This is a genomic window from Microbacterium sp. bgisy207 (genome assembly GCF_965345035.1).
Taxonomy (GTDB): domain Bacteria; phylum Actinomycetota; class Actinomycetes; order Actinomycetales; family Microbacteriaceae; genus Microbacterium.
The window spans coordinates 209,258-233,197 of the sequence record NZ_CBDRMG010000006.1 but is presented as its reverse complement, the minus strand read 5'-3'; the positions used below and the strand labels follow the sequence as shown (position 1 = coordinate 233,197).

Below are 23,940 nucleotides of genomic sequence, written 5' to 3'. Positions count from 1 at the left end.
ACACGGGGAGTGCGGGTCGCAGAAGTAGAGCGGGATCCCCGTCGCTGTCGTGAACTCGGCATGCTTGGCCACCTCCGCGCCCTGATCCCACGTGATCGTCCGCGTCAACGCCGACGGTAGCGCGGTGATCGCTTCGCGCATCGCAGTCTCCACCTGGTCCGCGCTCTTCCCGTCGGGAAGGTGCAGCAGGAGCGTGAGGCGAGTGCTGCGTTCGACAAGAGTCCCGACGGCGCCGCGACTGTTCTCGCCGAGGATCAGATCACCCTCCCAATGCCCCGGAACCGCGCGGTCTTCTACCTCAGCCGGGCGTTCGCTGATCATCACCATTCCCGGCAGCCGGCCGCGCCCGTCCGTCGCGGTCCGGGACTTGTGAGCCGCGCGCCCTGATCTCAAGCAACGGGCAAGCTCGCGACGCAGCTGCCCGCGCCCCTGCACGAACAGAGACTGGTAGATCGTCTCGTGGCTCACGTGCATCTCCGGATCGTCGGGATGCTCCAACCGTAGGCGGGCGGCGATCTCCTGCGGCGACCACAGCTGTTCCAACTGCGTCGTCACGGCCTCGAGCAGCCGCCCATCACCGAGCTTGAACGGCTTCGGGCGTGAGGAACGAACTGGTGACAGTTTCGGTTTAGGCCGCGAGCGTGAGCTGAAGCGCCCTGGGTCTGTTGGAGGCTCCTGATCTTGGAAACGAGGATGGAGTTATGCCGAAGGAACTGGCGAATGGGAAGCCGACGACGCGTCGCTACTCGATCGAGGAGAAGGCCGCCGCGGTGCGGATGGTGAGGACGCTGCGTGCCGAACTCGGCGTCACGCAGGGAACGGTGCAGCGCGTCGCGACGCAGCTCGGCTATGGGGTTGAGTCCGTGCGGATGTGGGTGAAGCAGGCCGACATCGACGACGGCGACACCCCGGGCGTGAGCAGCGCGGAAGCGCAGCGGGTGCGTGAGCTCGAGCAGGAGGTCCGGGAGCTGCGTCGGGCCAACGAAGTGCTCAAGCGGGCCGCGTCTTTCTTCGGGGCGGAGCTCGACCGCCACTACCGGAAGTAGTCGCGTTCATCGACGCGAACAAGGACGACCGGGTGGACGGTCGCCGACTCGGAGTCGAGCTCATCTGCAGGCTGCTGCAGGTAGCGCCGAGCAGCTACTACGCCGCCAAGACCCGTGCCCCGTCCGCCCGTGCCCGGCGGGACGAGGAACTGATTCCGCAGCTGGTCGAGCTGTGGGAAATGAACTATCGGGTCTATGGGGTCCGCAAGCTCTGGAAAGCAGCCCGACGGGCAGGGATCATGATCGGCCGCGACCAGACCGCCAGGTTGATGCGGGTTGCGGGGATCGAGGGTGCCAGATGGTCGAAGCGGGTGAAGACGACGCGGCCGGCTCCGGCGTCGGCGCGGCACCCGGATCTGGTGCAGCGGGAGTTCACCGCCGAGGCGCCGAACCGGCTCTGGGTGACGGATCTGACGTTCGTGCCCACGTGGGCCGGTGTCGCCTACGTCTGCTTCATCGTTGACGCGTTCTCCCGCATGATCGTGGGGTGGCGGGTTGCGTCACACATGCGCACCGAGACGGTCCTCGACGCGATCGAGATGGTCCGCTGGTCCCGCGGCCACCACCACGCCGACCTGCGATGTCACAGCGACGCGGGCTCTCAATTTACGTCGATTCGCTACGGCGAACGGCTCGCGGAGATCGGCGCGACGCCATCGATCGGCACCGTCGGGGACAGCTATGACAATGCCCTGGCCGAGACGGTGAACGGGTACTACAAGGCTGAGTTGGTTCGCGGGCCGGCGCGGTCCGAGCCGTGGAAGACGGTCGAGGATCTCGAGCTCGCGACGCTCGGGTGGGTGCACTGGCACGACACGCAACGCCTCCACGACTACCTCGGCGACATCCCGCCCGCCGAGTTCGAGAACGCGTTCTATGCTGTGCCCAACGACCGCGAACAACTGGTCGGAATCAAGTAGCGCGAGTCTCCATCAGACCCAGGGCGCTTCAAGCGGCTCGGCTAGCTTGGCTTCGAACTCGATGGGCGTCAAGCCGCCGAGGGTGTCCTGTGCTCGCTGGCGGTGATACTTCCGCTCGATCCAGACGACGATCGCGAGGCGCAGCTCCTGCCTGGTCGTCCACCGCTGCTGGTTGAGCACGTTCGTCTGCAGCAGCGACCAGAAGCTCTCCATGGCCGCGTTGTCCCCGGCGGCACCGACGCGGCCCATCGATCCGACCATGTCGTGTCGGCGCAGCTCGCGGGCCATGGCCCTGCTACGAAACTGGCTGCCCCTATCGGCGTGCAGGATGCATCCGGCGACCTCACCGCGGCGGGCGACAGCGTTTCGGACGGCATCGACGGCGAGCTTCGCGGTCATCCGATCCGAGATCGAGTACCCGACGATGCGGTCCGAGAACACGTCTTTGACGGCACAGCAGTACAGCTTGCCCTCGGTAGTGCGATGCTCGGTGACGTCCGTGAGCCAGACCCGGTTCGGCGCGTCGGCGCGGAACACCCGCTGCACGTGGTCGTCGAACACAGTAGGGCCGGCTTTCTTGCCCTTCCCACGCCGGCGGCGTTGCGCGGACGAGAGGATCCCGGCCTGTGAGCACAGCTTCCACACCGTTCGACGGCTCATCCGCCACCCCGCTCGGCGGGCTTCGTCGGCGAGGAATCGGTATCCGAAGGTCGGGTCGTCGTGGTGGGCGTCGTGGAGCGCGTTGATCCGATACGCCCGGAGCACGTCGGCATCCCGGACCGGGTCGTTTCGCCACCGGTAGTAAGGCTGTCTTGCGAGCTTGAGGACCCGACACGACACCGTCACGGGAATCCCCGCATCGGCGAGCTCAGCAACGAGCGGGTACGTCATTTTGGGGAGCCACCGAGCTTCAGATTCGCTTGCGACAGATAAGCCGCCGCCCGCCGAAGGACCTCGTTCTCCTGCTCGAGCAACCGAATCCGCTTCTTCAACTCGCGAGCCTCTGCAGCGTCCGCAGCCGTCTGGCCAGGACGGTCGCCCTCCTCGACATCGGCTTGGCGGAGCCAGTTCTGCAACGTCGCCTCGCTGATCCCGAAGTCGGACGCGATCTGTTTGATGGTGACGCCGCTCTCACGACTGCGGGCGACCGCGACAACGTCCTCGCGGAACTCTCGGGGATAGGGACCGGGCATGATGACATCCTCCCCGCCAGCGCCTCCCGGCACTAACGATCAGTTGTCACCGATCCGTTCCTCACGCCCGGCCGAGCCGCTCGTGAAGAGTGGATACGGCGTCTACCTGCTCAAGGCGCTCAAGCACGGTAGACGATGACTGCCTATCGGGCGACACGGCTCGCAGGGGCGCACTCGCGCCCGGGGGCTCTGAGACAACAACAACTAGGCTGACCGAGTGAGCTCACGCGTATCGGTGATTGTTCGGACGAAAGATCGGCCATACTTCCTCGCGAGGGCGCTCGCTGATATCGCTGCTCAGGGTCACGACGAACTCGATGTTCTCGTTGTGAACGATCAGGGCGACGAAGACGCCGCTCGTGCTGTCGTCGCTTCGTCGCCTTTAGCAGATCGCACCCGCGTGTTGGCGACGTCTTCCCCGGGTGGTCGCTGCGCTGCGGCCAACCGGGGAGTCCGTGCCGCAACAGCGGATTATGTCGTTCTGCACGACGATGACGACCTTTGGCATCCGGACTTCCTCGCGTCGACGGTGGCCTACCTTGACGCGCATCCCGTGGAGGCCGGCGTCGTGGTACCGACCGAGATCATCTACGAGCGTGCAGCTGATGGTGGTTGGCTTGAACAGCGACGGGAGCCATTCTGGCCGGGCCTCTCTTCGGTGACTTTCACGGAGCTGCTCGAGATCAATCGGGCTGTACCGATCTCTGTGCTGTACCGACGTGCCATCCACGACGATGTCGGGTATTACGATGAGTCGCTCGAGACAGTCGAAGACTGGGATTTCTACCTGCGGCTGACAGCACGGCACTCGTTGGGCTTTCTTGCCGGACCTCCCCTCGCTTACTGGACACAGCGTCCCACTGCTCGCGGGAGTGACGGCAATAGCATGTTCGAACTCGCGGGAGCGCATGAGCGTGATGACCTCGCGGTGAGGGACGCGGCGCTTCGAGCCTGGGTGGAACGAAATGGCGCTGGAATGCCTCTCTTCATTGCCAGTGTCGAAAGGCGCCTGCGCGAAAGCTTTGCGCGCGAACTCGCGGAGCAACTCGACCGGCAGCGCGAGGTCCTGGTTCGAGAGATCTGGGACCGGCACCCGGTGTGGCGCCGTGTCCGCCGTATTCTCCGGCGACGCTGAGGTCGACGCGCGAATACTCTCAGGCTCGCATCGCGGCGACGGCATGCTTGCTGTCGCCGTCGAAGCTCACCTTGCCGTCGCGAAGAAGAATGCCGCGCGCACAGAGGCCTGACACCATATCGAGATCATGTGACACCACGACGAGGGATTTCCCTTGCTCATGAAGTTCGCGGATACGCGCAATGCACTTCTTCTGAAACGGTTCGTCACCAACCGACAAGATTTCATCGATCAGAAGGATGTCGAGTTCTGTGTGGATCGCGACGGCGAATGCGAGGCGCAAGAACATGCCGGACGAATAGTGCTTGACCTCAGTGTCGATGAATCGCTCGATTTCGCTAAACGCGACGATCTCATCGAATCGCTGCTCGGTCTCACGCTTGCTCATCCCGAGGATCGCGGCGTTGAGGAAGACATTCTCCCGTCCCGAGAGGTCGGGATGAAAACCTGCTCCGACTTCGATCAGGCCGGCGATGCGGCCACGGGTGAGGACGCGTCCGGAGTCTGGAGTGAGCACCCCCGAGATAAGCTTCAGCATCGTTGATTTGCCTGAACCGTTGAACCCGAGAAGTGCAACGGAATCGCCCTGGTCGATCGTGAACGACACTCCATCCAAAGCATGAAAATCGGTCGACACGGGCTTTCTCTTGACCGTCGCAACGAACGTCTCTTTGAGCGAGTGAGTGTGGCGAAGCCGGAAATTCTTGTGAACGTCGTCTACCACGATCGCTGCGCGCGCGTCCCTATCAGAGTTCCTGGGCAAAACGACCCTCCAGTCGCCGGAAGACCAACTGTCCGACCACCACTGTCAGTAATGAGATCAGGAGAGCGAGACCCGCAAATGTCCACAGGTCAGGAAGTAGCTGGCCGTTCTCAGGGTTCAACGGGAACCAAAAGCCTGCGTGGAAGAGCTCGACAGCGACGGTGAGGGGGTTCAAGCAGTAGATCAGGAAGCCGACCTCCCCGAGTTGTGGCCGCACCATCGACCACTGATACATGACAGGTGATGCCCACATCGCACACATCACGATGATCTCGACGAAACTCTGCGCATCACGGAACGCGACATTGATGGCGCCGAAAAGGAGCCCCAGTCCGGTGGAAAGCAGCGCGACGATCAGTAGTCCACACAGAACGGCTGCGACCGCGATCGGAGAGAACTCCCAACCGATGACGAGCGCGATCGCCCAGACGACGATGACCTGGGGGATCGTGTTGATGATCGCGACGAGCATGCTCGACACGGGGAAAAGCTCCCTCGGCAAGTAGATCTTCTTGATCAGTGCAGCGTTGTCGACGATCGAGCGGGTGCCGTTCGTGAACGCCTCGGTGAAGAACGTCACGGCCGTCATACCCGCCAACAAGTACACGGGGTAGTACCCGACCGAACTGTTGAGATTCAGAAAGATGCCAAGAGCCACGAAGAAGACGGCGAACTGAATCAGCGGCTTGACGTAGGACCAGAGCCAGCCGAGGACCGACCCTCGGTAACGAATCTGCACCTCTTTGCGCACCAACAACATCAGCAGATGCCGTCGGCGCAGCACGTCGATCAGGCCGAGCCCCGTACCGGGGGGACGCAGGTCGGCGCCGGAGAGCGTTTCGTTCGTCATGGATCCCTCAGCGCGTCAGCGGAACACGCAACCACAGCATCCTAATCTGCCGTGTGAGAATCGTGGACCGCTGCGCGAAGTGGCGTGCGGCTAGCATGGTGCGGTGCCGGAAGGAGTCGACGTGCGTGTGCGTATCGAGATCGTCATTCCGGTGTGGCGGCATGGGCGAGAGGCCGTCCCGACCGTCCGCTCGCTCCTGGAGTCGGCGGAGGCAGCCTCCGCGGTGGCGCAGACATCGCTTGTGCTGGCCGTCGCGCAGTCATGCGCGGATGCGCTCCCTGCGGTGGTGCGCTCACACGCTCGTGTTGTTCTCATCGGCGATTCTGACGCCGCGGTTCTCGCTGGCCGGGGCCTCAGCCAGTCCACGGCTGACGTCGTCGGGGTCGTGGAGGCGGGCGATCTGGTCGGGGTGGATTGGCTTAGTGCTGCGGCGCGAGTCGCACGCGGTGAGGTCATCCGCCCTGAGTTCATCGTGACGTTCGGTCAGCGGACAGGAATCGGACGTCAGCCGACCTCGCAAGGGATCGACAAAATCTCGCGGCTGCTTGCGCACGTCGATGTGTGGGCCTCAATCTTCGCTGCACGCGCCGACACCGTTCGGCAAGCAGTCGCCGCCGGTGATCTGCGCGGAGGGTCCCTCGCGCTTGCTGCTGCTTTCGCCGAGGAGGGGATAGCGGTACGCACTCCGGTCGGTAGCGTCGGATTCATCCGTCGATGGGGCCCGGAGCACCCATTTTGGCGAACCGGGCCAGTTCTCGAGAGAGTACCGCTCCTCACCGACAAACGGTTGGCGACAGATCCGCCGCCCTTGCCCGTGCGTGCCCCACGTCCCGCGCGAATTCTCCGAGTCGCCGGCCGCCTCGTCAAACCCTGGCGTGACGCACTGTCATCCTTCATGCGCCGCAGCCGCCCGCGTCCTGTGCCCACGAGCGTGCTCGCAGAATGGGCAATGCTGAACAGCATTGAACCGCTCCTTCCCTACCCGCGCAGAGATACCGGGGCATGGATCGAGCGATGGGGTCCTCCCACGCCCCAGATCGTTCGCGAATCCAGCGCCTACCTGCGAATCATCGATGCATTACCGTCGTCGATCGACTATCTCTACTTCGCCCCGTGGCTCCGGACCGGTGGCGGCGATTCCGTGCTCATTGAATACCTGTCCTCGGTGAAGCGCCAGGATCCGCAGGCGAGCGTTGTTCTGTTGACGACTGAGCCGGTCATCTCGACGCGACTTGACCAAGTGCCCGCTGGCGTGAGCACCGTAGAACTCGCGCCATTGCTCGCGCGTGGGGTGCCGCGCGACGCATTCGTGGAATGGATCGTTCCTCAACTCATCGCTCAGTACCAACCGCATACCGTCCATGCATTCAACAGCACGGTGGGCTTCGACGTCATCGAGCGTCATGGTCCCCGACTGAGTCAGCACTCTAACCTCTTCCTCACGAGCTTTGCGATCGATCGCAGCGAAGACGGTGAGGCTCTCTCCGTGATGTTCCTCCGGAGACCCGGCTTCTTGGATCCGGTATCGAAGGTGCTCGTCGACAGCCAGAGTTATGCAACTCGTCTGGTCCACGAGCACGGCTATGCGCCGGAAAAGTTCCTGGTCCAGCGCAGCGTCGTCTCGTCGGCACGACGGTCTGCCTCCGCTCCTCGTGACGAGTCGGCCGATGTCCTGAGGGTGTTCTGGGCTGGACGATTCGACTTGCCCAAGCGGCTCGACATCTACGCCGCGCTTGCCGCTCGGGCGGCGGAACGGAATATGCCGATCGAGTTCCACTTCTACGGACAGGAGGTCATGGGCTCCAGCGGCCTCTCCGAGTCCCTGGCTGTGCTCGACGCTGCGGGCGCTGTTCGTCACCCGCCCTACGCCTCATTTGCTGACCTGCCACTCGAGGTCTTCGGCGCCTACGTCCTGACCAGTGAGTGGGAGGGGATTCCGTTGACCGTTCTCGAAGCGATGTGCGAAGGTATCCCTGTCGTGGGGCCGCTTGTCGGAGGTGTAGGAGAAGTTCTGAGCGACTTGACCGGCTATCCGATCGCCAGGTTCGACGACATCGAGGCGTATCTCGATGCTCTCCTGGCTATCAGGAACAACCCCCGAGATGCGAGGGAGCGTGCAGAGTTCGCGAAGGCGCGAGTCTCCGAAGAGTTCTCCGTCGGGGCCTTCGATGCTCGCCTGACCACGCTTGTCGGGTACTTCCGTGCGGTCCAGGGTTCCGAGGCTGACGCTTCGGCAGCCTCGTCCCTCAGTTAGGCCACGGGTTCTCGTTCCCGCCGCGCACTTGGGTGCACGAGATCTCTCTCGACGGTCGAGACGAAGGCGGCCCAGGAGTGATGTTGTTCCGCAAAAGCCCGGCCTCGGCTGATCAGGCCTTCTCGAAGTCCTTCCTCGCTGACCAGCCGGGCCACTGCCCGAACGTATCCCGCAACGTCCTCGGGACCCGATGTGAGCAGGCCCGTCTCACCGTCATGCACGATGTCTGGCACGCCCCCTACCCCGGACGCGATCACGGGAAGCCCCAAGAGCATGGATTGGACCAGCACGAGAGGAAGGCCTTCGTTTTCCGACGTCAGGAGCAGTGCGTCGTAGTCAGACAGGTTGATCGCGGAGAGACCGCCCGTGTACGGTCCCCGGTAACGTACTCCGGCTCGTGCAAGATCGGCCATCAATGTGTCGCTGTTTTCGGACAGCACTCGCTTGCCCCAGACGTCGATGACTGCGTCTACGCCTGCCTCGGCCAGCCCGTGAGCGATCGCCGGAAGGACGTCGGGCCTCTTCTCGATATCGAGGCGGTGAGGCCAGAGGAGCCGGACCGTCGCGGATGGGGTCGCCGGGTAAGAGATGAGTGACGCTTGAGGAGATACTTCCGCGGGTTGACGGTGCACATGAACGGCGACGTTCGGCGTCGGCAGGGCAAGGACATCGTCAATGAGTGCCGCACTGTTGCTGTTGTCAGTAAGCACGCCTGCGATGTGGTCGAGGAAGGCCCGCTGCGCGTCATCGGTTATCGGATTTGTCGGGTAACCGTCCCCGATCTTGTCGAAAGAGAACAGCGTCGTGTGCACGTCGGTCCCGTCCGTGATCGGTGCGGCGTATGCGCTCAGTGCCTCGAGAAGATGAAAGCAGTTGACCGAGACGATGAGTCGGGGACGCAACAGCACGACAAGCTGTGCGATCAGGCGCTGGCGAGTCCGTAGCGGGAGTTCCAACCAGAGTGGGTCCAGGTGCACGTAATTGAGCTCGTCAGGGATGAGGTCATCATCAGTGCGCGACACATCGAAGGTTCCCAGAATCGTTGTACGTCCGTTGAACTCAGAGGTCTCGTTCAGTGCTCGCGCGTAGTTCAGGGATACGAGATCAGCGCCACCGACGCCAAGCCAAGGCACCATCACCAGGGCGTCCCCACGCTCACCGATCTGGTCGAGCGCCTTCTTGAGCACTCGTCCGTAGCCGTCATCGCACGCTTCCCATGCAACCAACCCGTCGATGGCCGAAGCGGTCCACGAAATAGCCGGCTCGTAGCTCGTCGCCTCTCGAAGCGCGGCGGCGAGCGGGGGATACTCTGAACGCAGAGGGAGCTCGGTCCGCGATACTTTCCCCCGGCGGGTTGCGGCTCTCAGCGCCCATCTAGCCGACCGGTAGATGGCGTGCTTGGCCTCCCAGCTCAGCCAGCTCGTGGCGAACCGTGCCGTCGGCAGCACTGTTCGGTATATCCGATGCGACAGGGGTGGCACGTTTGTCGTCGCCTGCTCCTCGTTGTCCTCGTTGGGCAGTGCGTCCTCGATCTCGCTCATCGAAAATGACGGCAAGACTGACGCGGAATGCCGGTTGTTGACACCGCCGGACTCTCGTACCCGATAGAAGAAGTAGGTATCGGTTGCGACATGATGCCGAACGCCCGCCGCGGTTGTCTCGATGTTCCACAGCCAGTCCTCGGGGCCGTAGCCCGTCCCTTCCACCATGGGTCGGTATGGCGTGTCCAGTAGCACCTGCCGCTCCAGGACGCTGCATGCGGGCCAGGGATTGTGGCGTATGAGATCGAGGTAGCTGACGTCGTCGGTCACGGCGGATCTAATGTGCCAAAGGAGCGAGCGGGCGCCGAAGCTGATCACGTACTCGGGATGAACGATCATGCGTTCATCGGTCGCCTCCAGTAGCTCAAGGGCCTTCACGAGATAGTCGGAGGACACGATGTCGTCGCCGTCCACCAGCGCCACGTACTTGCCCTGAGCTGCCTGCGCCGCCGTGTTGCGCGCCGCGCCAGCGTCGCCGACGGCGACGTTAATCGCACGGCTCGGAACCGTTGCGCTTCCCGTCTTCAGCTCGCGACCGATCTGCATCTGGGTATGCGGGCTTGCGTTGTCCGCGACGATGAGAAGCTCTGCCGAATAGCCGTCGGATACGACCTTCTCCAAGCCCGCGCGTACTGACCGAATCGTTGGGCGGAGTAGTCGCCCTTCGCTGTGTGCAGTCACGATGGCCGTCAGCGTGACGGTCATTGCTCGACACCCTTCCTCTTCACCCGCGCGCAGCGCAGAGCCGCGCATACGCTCCCGGCTTCCCCCTGTACCGGCCGGCCGAATCATCCTCTCATAGCGCCGCATGAGGGAACGTCGGCGACTCCCCAGCGGGCTCCCAGGCGAGGGGCACGAGGTCGATAGGATTCTCGAGTTCATACACTGAGCTGAGGGGACCGGATGTCGGGTCGACGGATACTGATCGCGGGACACGGAACGGCGGGCAGAAGCCTCGCGGAGGACGTATCCAGCGCAGGCGATTCGGTCGTCGGATACCTCGATGACCGGCTCAAGGGAGTCGAGATTCTCGGGACGCTCTCTGATGTCGAGGCAGTCGTGATCGACTACGACGTCGATGCTGTCTACTTCGCTATCCCCTCGGCCTCCGGGGACGTGGTGCGCGATTTCACGTCACGTGTCACGCGAGCGGGCGTCGAGCTCGCCATCATCCCCCGCACCTATCGGATCATGTCGCGTGAGCGGGTCTCGGTATCGGATCTCACCGACGTTGATGTGCTGGATCTCGTTGGTCGCGCGCCGGTGAAGCACGACATGGTGCATGCTCGCGCGCTCATTGAGGGGCAGCGCGTCTTGGTCACCGGCGCAGGCGGGTCTATCGGGTCGCGGATTGTCTCGCAACTGGTTGCCCTCGATCCCGCCCTCGTGGTGTGTGTGGACAGGTCGGAGCCGGCCATCTTCCGGCTCGGCCAGCAGCTGGGCAGCGACCCCCGGGTCCGCGTCGAGATCGCGGACGTGCAGTCCGAGTCGCGAGTCGCTCAGCTCATGGCCGCGCACGCTCCAGATTTTGTGTTCCACGTTGCTGCCTACAAGCACGTTCCGCTCATGCAGGCCAACGCGGTCGAGGCTTTCAACAACAATGTCTGGGGCACTCTCAACGTCATGCGGCAAGCCGAGGCGCACGGCGCGAAACGGGTTGTCTATGTCTCGACCGACAAGGCGGTGCACCCGACGAACGTCATGGGCGCAACGAAGCGTATCGGAGAACTCATCGTCGCTGATCTCGGTCGCCAGAGCACATCCACGCGATTCTCCGGCGTTCGATTCGGGAACGTCCTCGAGAGCGAGGGAAGTGTTATGCAGACTTTCCGGCAGCAACTCCAGTCTGGAAGAAACCTGACGGTCACTCATCCAGATATCACTCGCTACTTCATGACAATCGACGAAGCCGCGCAACTCGTCATCCAGACAGCTACGACCGGGCAGAACGGCGAGCTTTTCGTCCTCGATATGGGGGACCCAATCCGGGTCTTCGACCTCGCGCAGAGCTTGATCAACGCCGTCAATCCGCAACTTTCAATCGACATCGTCGGTTTGCGCCCCGGCGAGAAGATGTTCGAGGAGCTCTCGTATCAGGCAAGCTCCGTGGATGCGACAACTCATCCCAAGATCTTTGTCTTGACGGAGCACGACGATCACGGTCGGGGGGAAACACTCGCCTGGGTCGAGGAGACCCTCGCTGAGACGCTCCAGCACAAGATCACGGACGAGGAGCTCAGGGCTCGATTGCGAGCCTTCGGGTTCTCAGCTCTCCAATGAGCGATCTATTGAGGGCCTCCGTATTTCCGCACACGCTTCTCGTCGGTGCTAGCGGCCCGATTGGACGAGCCGTGTCACGCCTTTCCGGGGTTCACGATCTCCCCGTTGTGGCGACAAGCAGAAGCGGATCATTGACCGTTGACGTGTCGATTCCCGCTCAGGTGGAGGCGATCCTTCGGAGTGTGCGTCCCGAGGCGCTCGTCTATCTTGTGCGGGCACCGAGAGGGGCAAGTGACCGGCAGATCGACACCGCCGTGGAGCAGATGCTTCGGGTTGCCTCACTTGCAGTCCAGGCAGGTGTGAGCCGCTTCGTTCTGGCATCCTCTGCTGCTGTCTACGGTGATCGTCATCGAGCGCCCAGGAGAGAATCGGATCCCACCGAAGGCGTGTCGGCTTACGCAGCGGAGAAGATCACGGCGGAGCGTCAACTCGAGAAGTTCGCGCTCGATCGCGGCCTATCTGCCGCTAGCGCTCGCATCTTCAACGTTTTCGGGCCTGGCTGTCGGGATTCCCTCCTCAACGCGCTGGTCGAAGGGCCGCCCCCTGTTCTGGCCGTGACGCCGCACTTCGTTCGTGATTATGTGCATGTCGACGACGTCGCGAGCGCGCTGCTCCTCGCCGCCCAGCGGGATGACGTCATCGGTGCGGTGAACATTGGCAGCGGCAGGGGAGTGGACAACTCCCAGTTGGCTGCGGCGTGTCCGGATCGCTACGTGGACGGCGACGCCTCGATCCGGTCGTTCAGCGTCGCCGACCCGGCGTACGCGAAGGCTTCGCTTGCCTGGCAGCCCCGGGAGGATCCATTCGAGTACGTCTCGTTGCGCCGCCCCCGCGTTTGAGCTTGTCCCCCCGGGCTAGCACGGGTTCAGAGGTGGACTCCCGCTGCGTTCGCTGCGCGACGAGTCGTGAGAATTGCTGCCGACACTCGACGGAGGTTCGTGCCGCGCGCCGCGGATCGCATCTCGACGGACACCGCACCCGAGTAACGATGAGATTCGAGGGCGTGCAACGATGCGGAATAGTCCACGAGGGACGGGAGCCGGACCCGGTTTCCCGGACGGTTCTTGTGTGTTGATCATGCCGCGATTTCTGCGGCGGTGTGAAGTGGCTTCGTAGTCGGCGGGACTGATGTTGCCGAGGCTGGTGTGCCGGCGGCGGGGGTTGTAGAAGCCCTCGATCCACTCGAACATCGCCGACGCGAGCTGTGCCCGCGAGTCCCAGACGGTGCGGTCGAGGAGCTCGCGTTGCATCGTGGACCAGAAGCTCTCGATGAGGGCGTTGTCGACGCTGGAGGCGACTCTGCCCATCGATCCGAGCAGCCCGGCTTGGCGCAGCCGGTGCCCGAAGAGCCAGCTGGTGTATTGCGCTCCGCGGTCCGCATGAACCACGGTCCCGGGTTGGGTCGGCGTCGCCAGCGGGCCATCTCGAGGGCATCGACGACGATCTCTGCGGTGATCCGGTCAGAGATCGACCAGCCCACGATCCGGCGCGAGTATGCGTCGATCACGGCGGGGCAGTGGACCCACCCGTCTCTCGCGCGGTGCTGCGTGATATCGCAGAACCAGAGCCGGTTCGGCGCTTCCGCGCGGAACTGCCGCTTCACGAGGTCCTCGTGCGTCGCGGTGTCCGGCTTCCAGCTGCGCCGCTTGCGGCGATGCGAGACCCCGAGATCGAGACCTTCAGGAACCGGCAGGCCACCGCGACAGGGACACCGTCCGCGGCGAACTCCTGGACCAGCCGGAACCCTATTTGGGAGCACGTTCTCCCTGGCGAAGTAGGCGCTGGCGCGCTTGAGGATCTCGTTCTCCATCTCCAACACCCGCAACCGGCGCCGCAGCTCGACGAGTTCCTTGTGCTCCTCGGTAGTCAGCCCGGGCTTGCGGCCGCTGTCGACCGCATCTCTGGACATCCAGTTCCGCAGGTAGGACTCACTGATCCCGAGGTCCCGGGCGGTCTGACCGACCGGGTTGCCTTGGGCGACCAGATCGAGGGCTCGACGCCGGAACTCCGGCGGGTGGGCAGCAGGCATCTCACGGACTCCTTCCGAGACGATCATCGCCTCAACTCAGGTGACCGGAAAAGCGGGTCAGGCTCCCAACACTTATGAGCAGAGGTTTGAGCGGGGACGCGTGAGCGTGGTCGACGGCGTCGCTACGTGGCAATGATGGTCGATCAGCGTCAGGCGACGACACCGCGAAAGTAGTCGACTGTCTGGGTGAGGCCGCGACGCAATTCCACGGTGGGTTCCCAGCCGAGCTCGCGGCGAGCAAGGGTGATGTCGGGCTGCCGCTGCTTCGGGTCGTCCTGGGGGAGCGGGCGGTGTTCGATGCCGGAAGAACTGCCGGTGATCTCGAGTACGGTCTGCGCGAGCTCGAGCATGGTGAACTCGCCCGGGTTGCCGACGTTGATCGGGCCCGTCACGTCGTGTCCCGTGTTCATGAGGCGCACCATGCCGTCGACGAGGTCGTCCACGAAGCAGAACGACCGCGTCTGCGAGCCGTCGCCGTAAATCGTGATGGGCTCGCCACGCAACGCCTGCACGATGAAGTTCGAGACCACACGGCCGTCGTTGGGGTGCATGCGAGGCCCGTAGGTGTTGAAGATGCGAATGACCTTGATGTCGAGGTCGTGCTGACGGCGGTAGTCGAAGAACAGCGTCTCGGCCGCTCGCTTGCCCTCGTCGTAGCAGGAACGCGGGCCAATGGGATTGACGTTGCCCCAATACTCCTCCACCTGGGGATGCACGGCCGGATCCCCGTAGACCTCCGAGGTCGAGGCCTGGAGGATCGGTACGCGTAGCCGCTTGGCCAGCCCCAGCATGTTGATGGCGCCCATCACGCTTGTCTTGGTCGTCTGCACGGGATCGTGCTGATAGTGCACGGGCGAGGCGGGGCAAGCCAGGTTGTAGATCTGGTCGACTTCGAGGTAGAGGGGGAACGTCACGTCATGACGAATGACCTCGAACCGAGGATTGGGGAAGAGGTGTTCGACGTTGCGGCGACTGCCCGTGAAGAAGTTGTCGACGCAGATGACCTCGTGTCCCTCGTCGAGCAGACGCTCGCTGAGATGGGATCCGATGAAGCCTGCGCCACCGGTGATCAGAACTCTCGATGACACCGCCATAGCCTAGCACCGGGGGATCAGGCGCTCAGCGGGTAGTCGAGACCATGGTCCGCTGCCCGAAGGTGTGACCGAGCACGCCTTCGAGTCGGCCGACGAACATCGGCCAGCCGTCGCTGACCCGCACCGGCTTCGGATTGCGGATGCCGTAGAGCAGCCCGGCTCCGACGAATGCGGCGCGCCACCACAGCGGGTAGCGGTGGACGCTCATTGCCCGGCCTGTTCCGCGGCCGTATGCGCGCAGCTTGCGGCGGCGTTCGGTGTCCGTAAGGCCGAACGCTGTCGAGATACCGTCCACGTGGACAGCGCGATCGACCCACACGAAGGAGTCGACGACGGCAGGGTGGGTCTGCATGACCCGCAGCAGCAGGTCTGTTCCCTCGGCGACCTGCCACGGCGTATCGGCACCCGGACCGATGCTCTCGTCGAAGCCGCCGACGTCATCGAAGAGCGACCTCTTCATGAGGATGCCCATCTCGATGACGCTCCACAGGTTGAAGATGTCGAGCCGGGTGCCCGGTGCGGGCAGGGTGGTCTTGGGCCCGCGCTCATCCCACGACGTGAATCCGCCCACCACGAAGCTCTCATCCGCGACCGCCTCCCGCAGGCGGGCGAGCGTTCCCTCGGGGTAGAGCGTGTTGTCGTTCGGGAAGGTCAGGATGCGTTCACCTGGCGGAAGGGCAGCGACCCCCGTGTTGCGACCTCGAGACGCGCCGCGACCCGAGGTAGTTGCCGTCACCGGCAGCCCGGCGGCGGCGAACTCGGCGGCGAGCGCGGCGACGGCGTCCTGGTTGCCCTGAGCGACGAGGACGATGTGATCGTCGGGCGCCAGCTGGCCGTCGAGCGAGGCGAGCAGAGCCCGCAGCGCGTCCAGACGTCCGAGGGTCGTCACCACCAGGCCGAACGATGGCTTCATCTGTGCTTCTCTCCTCCGCGGCATCCCGCGCCGCAGCGCGAGAGCATCGTGTTCCACTGGCGCGTGGTCTCTGCCCACGTGAACCGAGCGGCATTGCTTCGCCCCGCCGCGACCAACTCGGTGTGCAGCGTGTCGTCGTCGGTGACGGCGCGGAGCAGATCTGCGAGGGCTCCGGCATCGTGTGGCGCGAAGTAGCGGGCGGAGTCGCCGAGAATCTCCCTGTTGATGGGAATGTCGGATGCGATCACAGGTGTTCCCAGAGCCTGGGCTTCCAATGGCGGGATGCCGAACCCCTCGTGCAGAGAGGGCCAGATGAACACGCGTGCCCGAAGGTACTCCCTCGCCAGCTCCTCGTCGCTGACGGGGCCGACCCAGGCTAGGCGTTTCGCGGGCACACCGACGTCGCGCGCGTACGGTTCGAGGGCCGGATCGAGTTGTCCGACCACACGGACGCGCAGCGGAGATCCGTGGGGCAGAGCGGCTGCGGCATCCATGACACGTCGGACGTTCTTGGCTGCGCCGTGCCGGCCGAACACAAGTGCGACGGGTGTCTCGTCCGCGACGTCAGCGCCTTCGGGGACCGCGAAGCTGTCGGCGCCATTGTAGATGACGTCGACACGGTCTTGAGGGAGCCGGAAGTAGGTGCAGATCTCGTCCCGAGATTGTTCGCTCACCGTGACGACGCCGCGGCCTGGGCGGATCGCTCCGAGACGGGTCGACAGCTGCCACTGGATGCGAAAGAGCAAAGAGAAGTCCCCCGGGCGGAGGGCGGGAGCGATGTCGTGCAGGACGGTGATCTGCTTGCGGTAGAAGACGGGTGCAATGTTCGCGAAGTTCAACAGCACGGGGCGCCCATGTCTGCGCAGCCAGGAGGGGAGTTCGAACTGCTCCCAGACCGGACCCCCGAATCGCCCCACGACCTCGTACGGCAGACCGGGGATCTTGAGGTCGGCGCCGCCGGCGGGCAGCAGCAGCACGACGTCGTCCCGTTCTCGTGCGAGCCGCACAGTCAGCTCGGTGGCAAAGCGCCGGACGCCTCCGAAGGAGTTCAGCAGAAAGCGCCCGTTGATCGCGATGGTCACCGCATTAGCCTAGCTTCGAGCCATCGCGCTCCGTGGTTCATGCGTTCGCGAGCGCGCGTAGGACGTGCAGACTGCGAGGGACCAGGAGGGCGGCGGCCGCGCCCTCCGTCGCGGCGTAGCCGATTGCAGCGCCGATCGGCCCCCATGCGAGTCCCAGCCCGATCATCAGCGGAGCGCCGAGCGCGGTGGCGATGAGGGTCGCGCGCATGACTGGCGTCGCCAGCCCCGCGGGGAAGAGGACGAGACGCGTCAGCCCGGTTCGGAACGAGAAGAAGGCGAACACCAGACCCATCGTGAACAGGATCCCGATGCTCGACGAGACCTCCTCGCCGAAGAGCACCGTGCTGGCCCAGGGCCCGAGAACCGCCAGGCCCCCCCACCCGGCCAGCCCGCCCGCGATGAGGACCGCCAGGGCCAGCAGAATCCGTCTCCGGCGGCCAGCGCCGTCGGTCTCGGCAACCCAGCTCTGGAAAGCGTTCGCGAGCGTCATCGGGAGGAACTGTCCGAGCTTGAGCATCTTCTCCGCCGACGCGAAGCCGGCGGCAGCGATCGGCGGGGAAGTCACGTTCACGAGAGGAGCAGGCAGGCTCGAATACCCGCTGAGCGCGGCGTCGTTGAGTGCGACCGGTGCGCCCTTGCGCATCAGCCCCGGGATCTCGCGCGCCGTCGGCCACGGCCCGGGATTGCGCCGGAGCAGACGCCACGTGAACACGGCCGTGCCACCGAGGGTCACCAGGATGCCCGCCATGGGGTAGAGCTCGACGATACCGGTAGCAGCGATCGCTCCCGCGGCAGCGACGGTCGCGATCAGGCGCGGTGCCGCGTCGAAGACGATGATCGTGCGTGGGTCTCCGACGCCTGCGCAATACCACGTGAACGACAGGGCGATGAGAGCTCCTTGCGTGCCCATGAGCACGCTCAGCCACTCGAAGCCGGGTGAGGCGACGAACCAGCACACGATGGCGAGCAATGGCAGCACGACAACGGCCAAGAGGACGCGGATCACGATCGAGTCGCGGTAGATCCGCGCCCGTCGCATGTCCTCGCCTGCGACCGAGACTATGGCAGGCCCAATGGATGCCCACCCGTAGCCGATCGCGATCGCGGCAAGAGTTCCCACCGACTCACCCGCGATCGCGCTGGCCCAGCCAGCGGGGCCGGCGTTGCGAGAGACGAAAGGTAGGACGATCAGCGGAGAGGCGGCGGCAAACGCCGGTATGAGGAGGAAGCCGACCAGGCGCCTGCTGAGTGGCGGGGGTGTCATGAGCGACCGCTCGCGATCCCGAGCGCCTCACGGAGGACTTCGGCGGTGCGTTCGGCGCTGCGCTCCCACGTGAACGTCTCGGCCCAGGACGTCGCTGCTTCAAGCTCGCCCGGATCGATGGGGGAGCGCAGAGAATCCGCGATCGCCGCGGCGAAGGCCGTGGGGTTGCTCGCGTCGGCGTAGGTTACGCACTCCGCGCCGACCTCTCGCAGTACGGGGATGTCGTTGGCGACCACACGCACCCCCCGGCGCAGAGCGTCGAGCACGGGCAGGCCGAACCCTTCAGCCAGGGATGGGCAGACATAGAGGGTGGCGACGGAGTAGAGCGCCTCTAGTTGCTCTGCACTCACCCAGCCGGGAAGGACGACATCCTCTCCAAGCTCACATCGGGCCACGAGGGAAGCGAGAGGATCCTCTTCCCCTCCGCCCGGAATCACAGTCAGAGGCCTCTCGCGAGCGGGCAGGGACGTCAGAGCCGCGAGCAGGCCGTCAAAGTTCTTGTGAGGGAGCCGGTTGCCGGCGCTGAGCAGGACGCGCCGGCCAGGCTCAATCCCGAGTGGGCGGAGATGCGGCCAGGGGTCGCTGACCGGGTGTGGAGGTGCGCTGCCATTGTGGACGACACGGATGCGTTCCGCGGGCACGCCCAGCTGCGCCGCGATGCTGGAACCTGCCGCCTGCGAGACGGTGACCACGAGGTCCGCCGTTCGGGCGGACCTTCTCATCAGCCAGGATGTGACTGTTCGCTGCGCCCGTTCGACAATGCCGCCGCCGGGGACGTCGTCGTAGATCGCATCATGCACTGTGACCACGCGCGGGACGCCGCGCACGATCGGTCCGAAGTTCGCGGGAGCCCAAACGAGATCTGCGCCGAGCCTCCTGGCCATGCGGTCCGTGACGGTCATGGCTCCGAGTGCCCAACTACGAGGGCTTGGGCCGACATGCTCGACTGTGTTCACCGGGCCCGGAAAGAAGCTCGAGACGCCGCCCCGGCCCGCTCGGCCCGTCAGGGCGATGAACTCGATGTCGGGAAGCGCGGCTGCCAGGCGGGGGACGAGTTCTCGCACGTATGTCTCGGTGCCGCCTCGTGAACCGGTGAAGCCGAGTAGATCGACGACGATTCGCACGCCGCTCAGCTCTCGATCACGGCGTCCGGACGTTGCTCGCGTCGCGGAGTCGTCAGTACGCCCGAGAAGAAGCTCATCATGATCGTCTGGAAGCCCAACATCATTCCCAGCGCGCTCGGAATCGCGATGCGTACGACCTCGGCGGCGTCTTGGGGGCCGAAGTCAAGACTGCCCCATCGGATCACCTGGGCCACTCCGATCCCGACCCCTACGACGAACAGCGCGAGCCCGATCAAGAGACCCCGCTCTGCGGTCCAACTGGACACGATGCTGCGGTATTGCGGGCTTGTCGGCAGGAAGGCCTCTTGTGTCGCGTACAGCTTCGTGAGCCAGAAGAACAGTAGGGACTGGTATCCGATGACGCACAGCGCGCTGGCGTAGACCATCGTGGTGACGTCGAAGCCGATGCCGCCGATCTGCACACCCCCGAACGATAGGATGCCGACGGCGATCGCGCCGAGGAAAAACGCCACCAGCCCCGGATAGACGAACAGCCAGCGGGGGGCGAAGATCAGCAGGAACCGTAGGTGCCGCCATCCGTCGTGCCAGCTCCGCAGATGCGGCGGGCGGGACCGGCCGTCTTTCTTGAGGGTCGTCGGCACCTCCTCGATGCGGTACTTGGGGCGGGCGAGGGTCGATTTGACCACCATCTCCGAGGCGAACTCCATGCCGGTCGTCTGCAGGTCGAGGTCACGGATGCGGTCGCGGTTGAACCCGCGCAGCCCGCAGTGGAAGTCCCCGATGTTCGGGCGGAAGAACAGCTGCCCGATCCCCGAGAGCACGGGGTTGCCCAGGTACTTGTGCAGCGGCGGCATGGCTCCGGGGGCGATACCGCCTCTGAACCGGTTGCCCATCACGAGGTCGGCGCCGTCGCGGAGCCGGTCGACGAACGGCTGCAGGTTCTCGAAGTCGTAGCTGTCGTCGGCGTCCCCCATGATGATGTAGCGGCCGTGTGCGTTTTCGATGCCGTTGATCAGGGCAGCACCGTAACCGCGCCGCGGGGCGTGGGAGACGCGCGCACCGAGGCGCTGCGCGATCTGTTGAGAACCGTCGGTGCTGCCGTTGTCAGAGATGAGTACCTCGCCGGCGATGCCGGAGCGCTCCAGGAATCCCTGTGCCTTGCGGATGCAGACCTCGAGCGTCTCGGCCTCGTTGAGGCACGGCATGAGGATCGTCAGCTCGAGCTCGGCTGCGTCGTTCGTCGCGGTCACGATCGGTGTCCTTCGTTCGGGGGGACCGGGTCGGCGAGACCGTCGATCGCTCGGACGATGGCATCCATCGTCCGAGCGATCGTGCGGGTCTGCACCGCGTCCTGGTACCACTGATAGGTCGAGTCTCGCAGCCGATCGCCGGCGCGCACGCACGCCACGATCGCCGCGGCCAGATCTTCGGCAGCGACGGATGCGGCCACGAAGCCGTTCACGCCCTCATCCACCAGCTCGGTCGCCGCGTTGCCTTCGCCCGTGACGAGCACCACGGGCGTGCCGTGGGCGGCCGCCTCGACGACGACCAGGCCGTAGCCCTCGCGTCGGGAAGGGTTCGCCAGACATGTGGCACCGGACATGAGCTCGTCCAGTTCCTCCTGGGCGACGAAGCCGGGCATCCGTGTCCACGCGCCGCCGTCGACACGGGCGACCTCTGACCGGATCTGCTCGGTCGTCGCACCCTGGCCGAGCATCACGAGTTCGAGGCCGGGGACGTCCGTCCGTGCGGCCGCGACAGCCGCGGGGAGGGACTCGACGCGCTTGTCGGCGATATGGCGTCCCGCGTACAGCACGAACGGGGGCTCTGCTGCCGGCCTCGGCGGCGTGGTGGCTGCGGCGCCGTCGATGAGTCCGGGGCTCACGAGCAGGGTGCCGCGGAATCCCTCGCCACGGAGGCGCTCGGCACTCAGCCGAGAGTGGCACGTCGCGATCGGGGTCGCCGCGATCGCGAGCCGTTGCAGCAGCCACGCGACGGTGCCCATCACCCGACCCGTGTACTCGGTCCACTGCGACCGCCCCCAGACCTCGAGGTAGTCCACAATCAGGGGGGTCCGCGAGCCCAGGAGGGCCAGGCGCGCCGCGAAGACGTTGAGCACGGGCAGGCCGCTGACGATGACTGCCCGGGCGCTGTGCCGTCGACGCCGGAGTGCCCCGAACACGCCCACAGCGAATCGCAGCGCAGCGGCGCTGCGGCGCACACCCGCGTCGTCGTACAGACGCAGGCGGTCGGTGATCGCCTCGACGCGGTACGGGACCTCCGGCGCCGCTCCGTCCCACTGCCGCGCCGTGAGGTACTCGACGTTCTCGCCGCGCGCGACGAGGTCCCGGGCGAAGGCGTCGTACTGGCGCTCGCCGCCGCCCTTGGTGAGCGGGTACAGGCAGTCGAAGACGATTGCGATGTCGCGACGGGGCATTCTCAACAGCCCACGACCCGGAACAGCCGCGCGTCACCCTGCGAGTCGACCAGTTCGAGGTGCTCGCCCGGGGCCAGGTTCTGGATCCCTGCACGGTCGGCGGCTGCGTCGTCCCGGTTGAAGACGTCCTGTGTACCGAAGTCCAGCACATGGGATACCCCGAGCGCTCGCACCGCATTGCACACTCGTGGATCCTGGTCGATGTCTCGCAGGTGTTCGTCGAGGTAGATCTCGTCGGCGTTGCGGGATCCGAATACGTGAAGCTCGACGACATCTCGCCCTGCCAGCGCGTAAGCCAGGGAAGTTCCCGTCCACGGGCTCCCGGCGATGAGGGCGTCGGCGGGCGTCTCTTCGTCGAGGCGCTCCAGCAACGCCGCTTCGTCCGAGGTGAGCAGGGCGGCCGACGGATCGAGACGGTAGGCGACCTGAGCCTGCGCGATGGCACCCGACACGTTCGGACCTACAGCGACGCTGAACAGCACCACGGCCGCCGCGGCGGTTGCCCCCGCCCGCAGCGGGGTGCCGGCCCGGAGCTTCCGCGCAGACTCGTCGGCGACGAAGACAACGCCGAACACGGCGACGGGGATCCCCGCGACCGGAAGCAACGCTGCCAGTCGGAAGGAGTCGTTGTACCAGGGGTTGGTCACCATCTCGCGCATCAGGAACTCCACCGGCGTGCCAGAGACGAGGATGAACATGAACGAGGCGACCGCGAACGGCAGTGCGAAAAGCCCCTGTCGCGGACGTCGGGCGATCGCGATGAGACCGGCGATCAGCAGGGCGGCCGTCAGGAGCGTTACGGGGTAGGAGCGAGGGCTGATGAGTATTGCCTCGCCGAAGGCTTGCGCCGTCGACTGCCACGGTCCCCAGCGGGACATGTCCCAACCGGTGCGAGAGAAGCGCCACAGGCCCGCGCCCACGAGCAGAATGAGTAGGGCGATCGCGGAGTTCGTGAGCCACACGCGGCGTGATGCGCCCTCGATTGCCCGTATGAGCAGGAACATGAGCACGACCGCCGCGCCCATCGCATACAGCGCGAGAAACGCGTTGGGGTGGGCCAGTCCGATCCCGACGATCAGCAGCAGGAGAAGAGCCGTGGTCCGGATGGCATCGCCCCAGTCGGCGGCTCGCAGCAACATCCACACGGCAGCCAGCCCTGCGGGAAGCACGGCATACGCTGTCGCATTGGGATAGAGCACGCCGAAGTCGAAGAGCAGGATCGGGAATGCGCCAAACCCGGTCGACAGGGCCGCAGCAGCGATACCGACGGCCATCCGGTTACCGAGGGTCGTGAGCGAGAGCGCGATCACGGAGGCGGGCCAGGCCACGGCGCCGATCGCGATGTTCGCCGCGTTCACCGCGACCGGCACGCTGGAGCCTGACATGAGGCCCGACAGCGAGACCAGTGCGTGCCACGCATTGGGGTAGAAGGCGATGTCGCTGGTAGCACCGATGTGGAAGGCCGATGCATTCGCACTGTCCATCGCGTAGCGGATGGTATTCAGGTGCACGATCGCGTCGAAGGTCTGTGAGATGTTCTCGGGGCGGCCGAAGACGGTCATGAGCTGGATGCTGATGGCCGCGATCGCCGCGATGAACGCGGCAGCCGTGGTCAGCGTCACTCGCAAGGGCGGGGCGGTCGGTGCATCTCTCACCCAGAGCAGCCGGATCGATGCGGCGATGGCAGCGATGAGAACCGTGACGATCACGATGGGGAGCGGACCCCAGCGCAGCCCGACGGCTCCGGCGAGGACGGCAGCCACCGCCAGGACGGCAAGCGACAGGGCCGGGGCGAAGAACCAGAGAGAGAGTCGGCGAACACCCCAGCCCGCAACGACGATCACGGCGCCGGGAAGGACCAGGGCGAGGGCCGCCACCGTGAACGGCGCGATCGCAGCCGACCAGCTCTCGATCATGTGCGTGATCGCCCCTTCACTCGGTCAACGCATCATGGTAGTCGATGCGTCCGTTTGAACCCTGCGAGTGCGCTGGCGGCGCCGGGGCGCGGGTAAACTGCCGTGGTTGACTTCGCGCCGAGCCGCTGTCGGGTGGCT

18 protein-coding genes and 2 pseudogenes are annotated in these 23,940 nt (G+C 65.2%); 5 read left to right on the top strand and 15 right to left on the bottom strand.

All coding sequences use genetic code 11. The features are described 5' to 3' along the window. Positions 1-609: pseudogene (locus tag ACSGC5_RS07895) on the bottom strand (IS30 family transposase); the annotation flags it as partial. Between the two features lie 92 nt (positions 610-701). Here ACSGC5_RS07895 and ACSGC5_RS07890 point away from each other — a divergent pair. Beyond that, a protein-coding gene (locus ACSGC5_RS07890; RefSeq protein ID WP_434970088.1) for an IS3 family transposase occupies positions 702-1,966 on the top strand; the annotation gives its coding sequence in 2 pieces (ribosomal slippage) (positions 702-1,005 and positions 1,005-1,966; 1,266 coding nt in all). Between the two features lie 12 nt (positions 1,967-1,978). On the opposite strand, the gene ACSGC5_RS07885 is transcribed toward ACSGC5_RS07890, so the two are convergent. After that, positions 1,979-3,159 (bottom strand): IS3 family transposase gene (locus ACSGC5_RS07885; RefSeq protein ID WP_434970087.1). Its coding sequence is split into 2 segments (ribosomal slippage): positions 1,979-2,890 and positions 2,893-3,159, totalling 1,179 coding nucleotides; the frame shifts between segments, so codons are not numbered across the junction. 217 nt (positions 3,160-3,376) lie between these two features. On the opposite strand from ACSGC5_RS07885, the gene ACSGC5_RS07880 reads away from it, so the two are divergent. Beyond that, positions 3,377-4,294: a glycosyltransferase family 2 protein gene (locus tag ACSGC5_RS07880; protein WP_434970086.1), complete on the top strand. Its 918-nt coding sequence runs from the start codon at positions 3,377-3,379 to the stop codon at positions 4,292-4,294. A 19-nt stretch (positions 4,295-4,313) separates the two neighbouring features. On the opposite strand, the gene ACSGC5_RS07875 is transcribed toward ACSGC5_RS07880, so the two are convergent. Together ACSGC5_RS07875 and ACSGC5_RS07870 are read right to left on the bottom strand one after the other, a co-directional pair. Further along, positions 4,314-5,057: an ABC transporter ATP-binding protein gene (locus ACSGC5_RS07875; RefSeq protein ID WP_434970085.1), complete on the bottom strand. Its 744-nt coding sequence runs from the start codon at positions 5,055-5,057 to the stop codon at positions 4,314-4,316. Beyond that, complete coding sequence (locus ACSGC5_RS07870; RefSeq protein WP_434970084.1) at positions 5,041-5,907, bottom strand: ABC transporter permease; 867 nt, start codon at positions 5,905-5,907, stop codon at positions 5,041-5,043. Before ACSGC5_RS07870 ends, ACSGC5_RS07875 begins: the two co-directional genes overlap by 17 nt. Positions 5,908-6,010: 103 nt before the next feature. Here ACSGC5_RS07870 and ACSGC5_RS07865 point away from each other — a divergent pair, with 103 nt between their 5' ends. After that, on the top strand, positions 6,011-8,161 hold the full coding sequence (locus ACSGC5_RS07865; RefSeq protein WP_434970083.1) for a glycosyltransferase: 2,151 nt from the start codon (positions 6,011-6,013) through the stop codon (positions 8,159-8,161). Here ACSGC5_RS07865 and ACSGC5_RS07860 read toward each other — a convergent pair. Then, positions 8,158-10,407 carry a glycosyltransferase gene (locus ACSGC5_RS07860; RefSeq protein WP_434970082.1) on the bottom strand — a complete coding sequence of 750 codons (2,250 nt, stop codon included), beginning with the start codon at positions 10,405-10,407 and terminating at the stop codon, positions 8,158-8,160. The two genes, ACSGC5_RS07865 and ACSGC5_RS07860, sit on opposite strands and share 4 nt — an antisense overlap. Before the next feature lie 198 nt (positions 10,408-10,605). Between ACSGC5_RS07860 and ACSGC5_RS07855 the strand changes: the two genes are divergently transcribed. After that, the gene (locus ACSGC5_RS07855) at positions 10,606-11,982 is read left to right on the top strand and encodes a polysaccharide biosynthesis protein (protein ID WP_434970081.1); all 1,377 of its coding nucleotides are present in this window, start codon (positions 10,606-10,608) and stop codon (positions 11,980-11,982) included. Further along, positions 11,979-12,821: an NAD-dependent epimerase/dehydratase family protein gene (locus tag ACSGC5_RS07850; RefSeq protein WP_434970080.1), complete on the top strand. Its 843-nt coding sequence runs from the start codon at positions 11,979-11,981 to the stop codon at positions 12,819-12,821. Before ACSGC5_RS07855 ends, ACSGC5_RS07850 begins: the two co-directional genes overlap by 4 nt. 15 nt (positions 12,822-12,836) lie before the next feature. Here ACSGC5_RS07850 and ACSGC5_RS07845 read toward each other — a convergent pair whose 3' ends face one another. From ACSGC5_RS07845 to ACSGC5_RS07800, 10 genes and pseudogenes are all read right to left on the bottom strand, one after another. Continuing rightward, entirely contained in the window at positions 12,837-13,289 is a 453-nt protein-coding gene (locus ACSGC5_RS07845; protein WP_434970079.1) for an integrase core domain-containing protein, read from the bottom strand. A gap of 101 nt (positions 13,290-13,390) precedes the next feature. After that, positions 13,391-14,011 (bottom strand): annotated as a pseudogene (locus ACSGC5_RS07840) (DDE-type integrase/transposase/recombinase); the annotation flags it as partial. A 149-nt stretch (positions 14,012-14,160) separates the two neighbouring features. Continuing rightward, positions 14,161-15,105, bottom strand: coding sequence for a UDP-glucuronic acid decarboxylase family protein (locus ACSGC5_RS07835; RefSeq protein WP_434970078.1), 945 nt, complete (start codon positions 15,103-15,105; stop codon positions 14,161-14,163). 25 nt (positions 15,106-15,130) lie between these two features. After that, a complete protein-coding gene (locus ACSGC5_RS07830; protein ID WP_434970077.1) occupies positions 15,131-16,018 on the bottom strand; it encodes a glycosyltransferase family 2 protein in 888 nt (295 codons plus the stop codon). Further along, positions 16,015-17,100, bottom strand: coding sequence for a glycosyltransferase family 4 protein (locus ACSGC5_RS07825; protein ID WP_434970076.1), 1,086 nt, complete (start codon positions 17,098-17,100; stop codon positions 16,015-16,017). The genes ACSGC5_RS07830 and ACSGC5_RS07825 overlap by 4 nt, the downstream gene beginning before the upstream one ends. Before the next feature lie 37 nt (positions 17,101-17,137). Beyond that, positions 17,138-18,364 carry a lipopolysaccharide biosynthesis protein gene (locus ACSGC5_RS07820; RefSeq protein ID WP_434970075.1) on the bottom strand — a complete coding sequence of 409 codons (1,227 nt, stop codon included), beginning with the start codon at positions 18,362-18,364 and terminating at the stop codon, positions 17,138-17,140. After that, the gene (locus ACSGC5_RS07815; protein WP_434970074.1) at positions 18,361-19,488 is read right to left on the bottom strand and encodes a glycosyltransferase family 4 protein; all 1,128 of its coding nucleotides are present in this window, start codon (positions 19,486-19,488) and stop codon (positions 18,361-18,363) included. Before ACSGC5_RS07815 ends, ACSGC5_RS07820 begins: the two co-directional genes overlap by 4 nt. A gap of 5 nt (positions 19,489-19,493) precedes the next feature. Beyond that, positions 19,494-20,699 carry a glycosyltransferase family 2 protein gene (locus ACSGC5_RS07810; RefSeq protein ID WP_434970073.1) on the bottom strand — a complete coding sequence of 402 codons (1,206 nt, stop codon included), beginning with the start codon at positions 20,697-20,699 and terminating at the stop codon, positions 19,494-19,496. Then, positions 20,696-21,886 carry a glycosyltransferase family 4 protein gene (locus ACSGC5_RS07805; RefSeq protein ID WP_434970072.1) on the bottom strand — a complete coding sequence of 397 codons (1,191 nt, stop codon included), beginning with the start codon at positions 21,884-21,886 and terminating at the stop codon, positions 20,696-20,698. The genes ACSGC5_RS07810 and ACSGC5_RS07805 overlap by 4 nt, the downstream gene beginning before the upstream one ends. 2 nt (positions 21,887-21,888) lie before the next feature. Further along, on the bottom strand, positions 21,889-23,802 hold the full coding sequence (locus tag ACSGC5_RS07800; protein WP_434970071.1) for a DUF6541 family protein: 1,914 nt from the start codon (positions 23,800-23,802) through the stop codon (positions 21,889-21,891). Between the last annotated feature and the right edge of the window lie 138 nt (positions 23,803-23,940).

Bases quoted from the DNA above. Each gene is read 5' to 3' on its own strand.
- ACSGC5_RS07835 (WP_434970078.1), bottom strand. From the start codon at position 15,105: ATGGCGGTGTCATCGAGAGTTCTGATCACCGGTGGCGCAGGCTTCATC.
- ACSGC5_RS07830 (WP_434970077.1), bottom strand. From the start codon at position 16,018: ATGAAGCCATCGTTCGGCCTGGTGGTGACGACCCTCGGACGTCTGGAC.
- ACSGC5_RS07805 (WP_434970072.1), bottom strand. From the start codon at position 21,886: ATGCCCCGTCGCGACATCGCAATCGTCTTCGACTGCCTGTACCCGCTC.
- ACSGC5_RS07850 (WP_434970080.1), top strand. From the start codon at position 11,979: ATGAGCGATCTATTGAGGGCCTCCGTATTTCCGCACACGCTTCTCGTC.
- ACSGC5_RS07800 (WP_434970071.1), bottom strand. From the start codon at position 23,802: ATGATCGAGAGCTGGTCGGCTGCGATCGCGCCGTTCACGGTGGCGGCC.
- ACSGC5_RS07860 (WP_434970082.1), bottom strand. From the start codon at position 10,407: ATGACCGTCACGCTGACGGCCATCGTGACTGCACACAGCGAAGGGCGA.
- ACSGC5_RS07855 (WP_434970081.1), top strand. From the start codon at position 10,606: ATGTCGGGTCGACGGATACTGATCGCGGGACACGGAACGGCGGGCAGA.
- ACSGC5_RS07870 (WP_434970084.1), bottom strand. From the start codon at position 5,907: ATGACGAACGAAACGCTCTCCGGCGCCGACCTGCGTCCCCCCGGTACG.
- ACSGC5_RS07820 (WP_434970075.1), bottom strand. From the start codon at position 18,364: ATGACACCCCCGCCACTCAGCAGGCGCCTGGTCGGCTTCCTCCTCATA.
- ACSGC5_RS07845 (WP_434970079.1), bottom strand. From the start codon at position 13,289: ATGGGCAGAGTCGCCTCCAGCGTCGACAACGCCCTCATCGAGAGCTTC.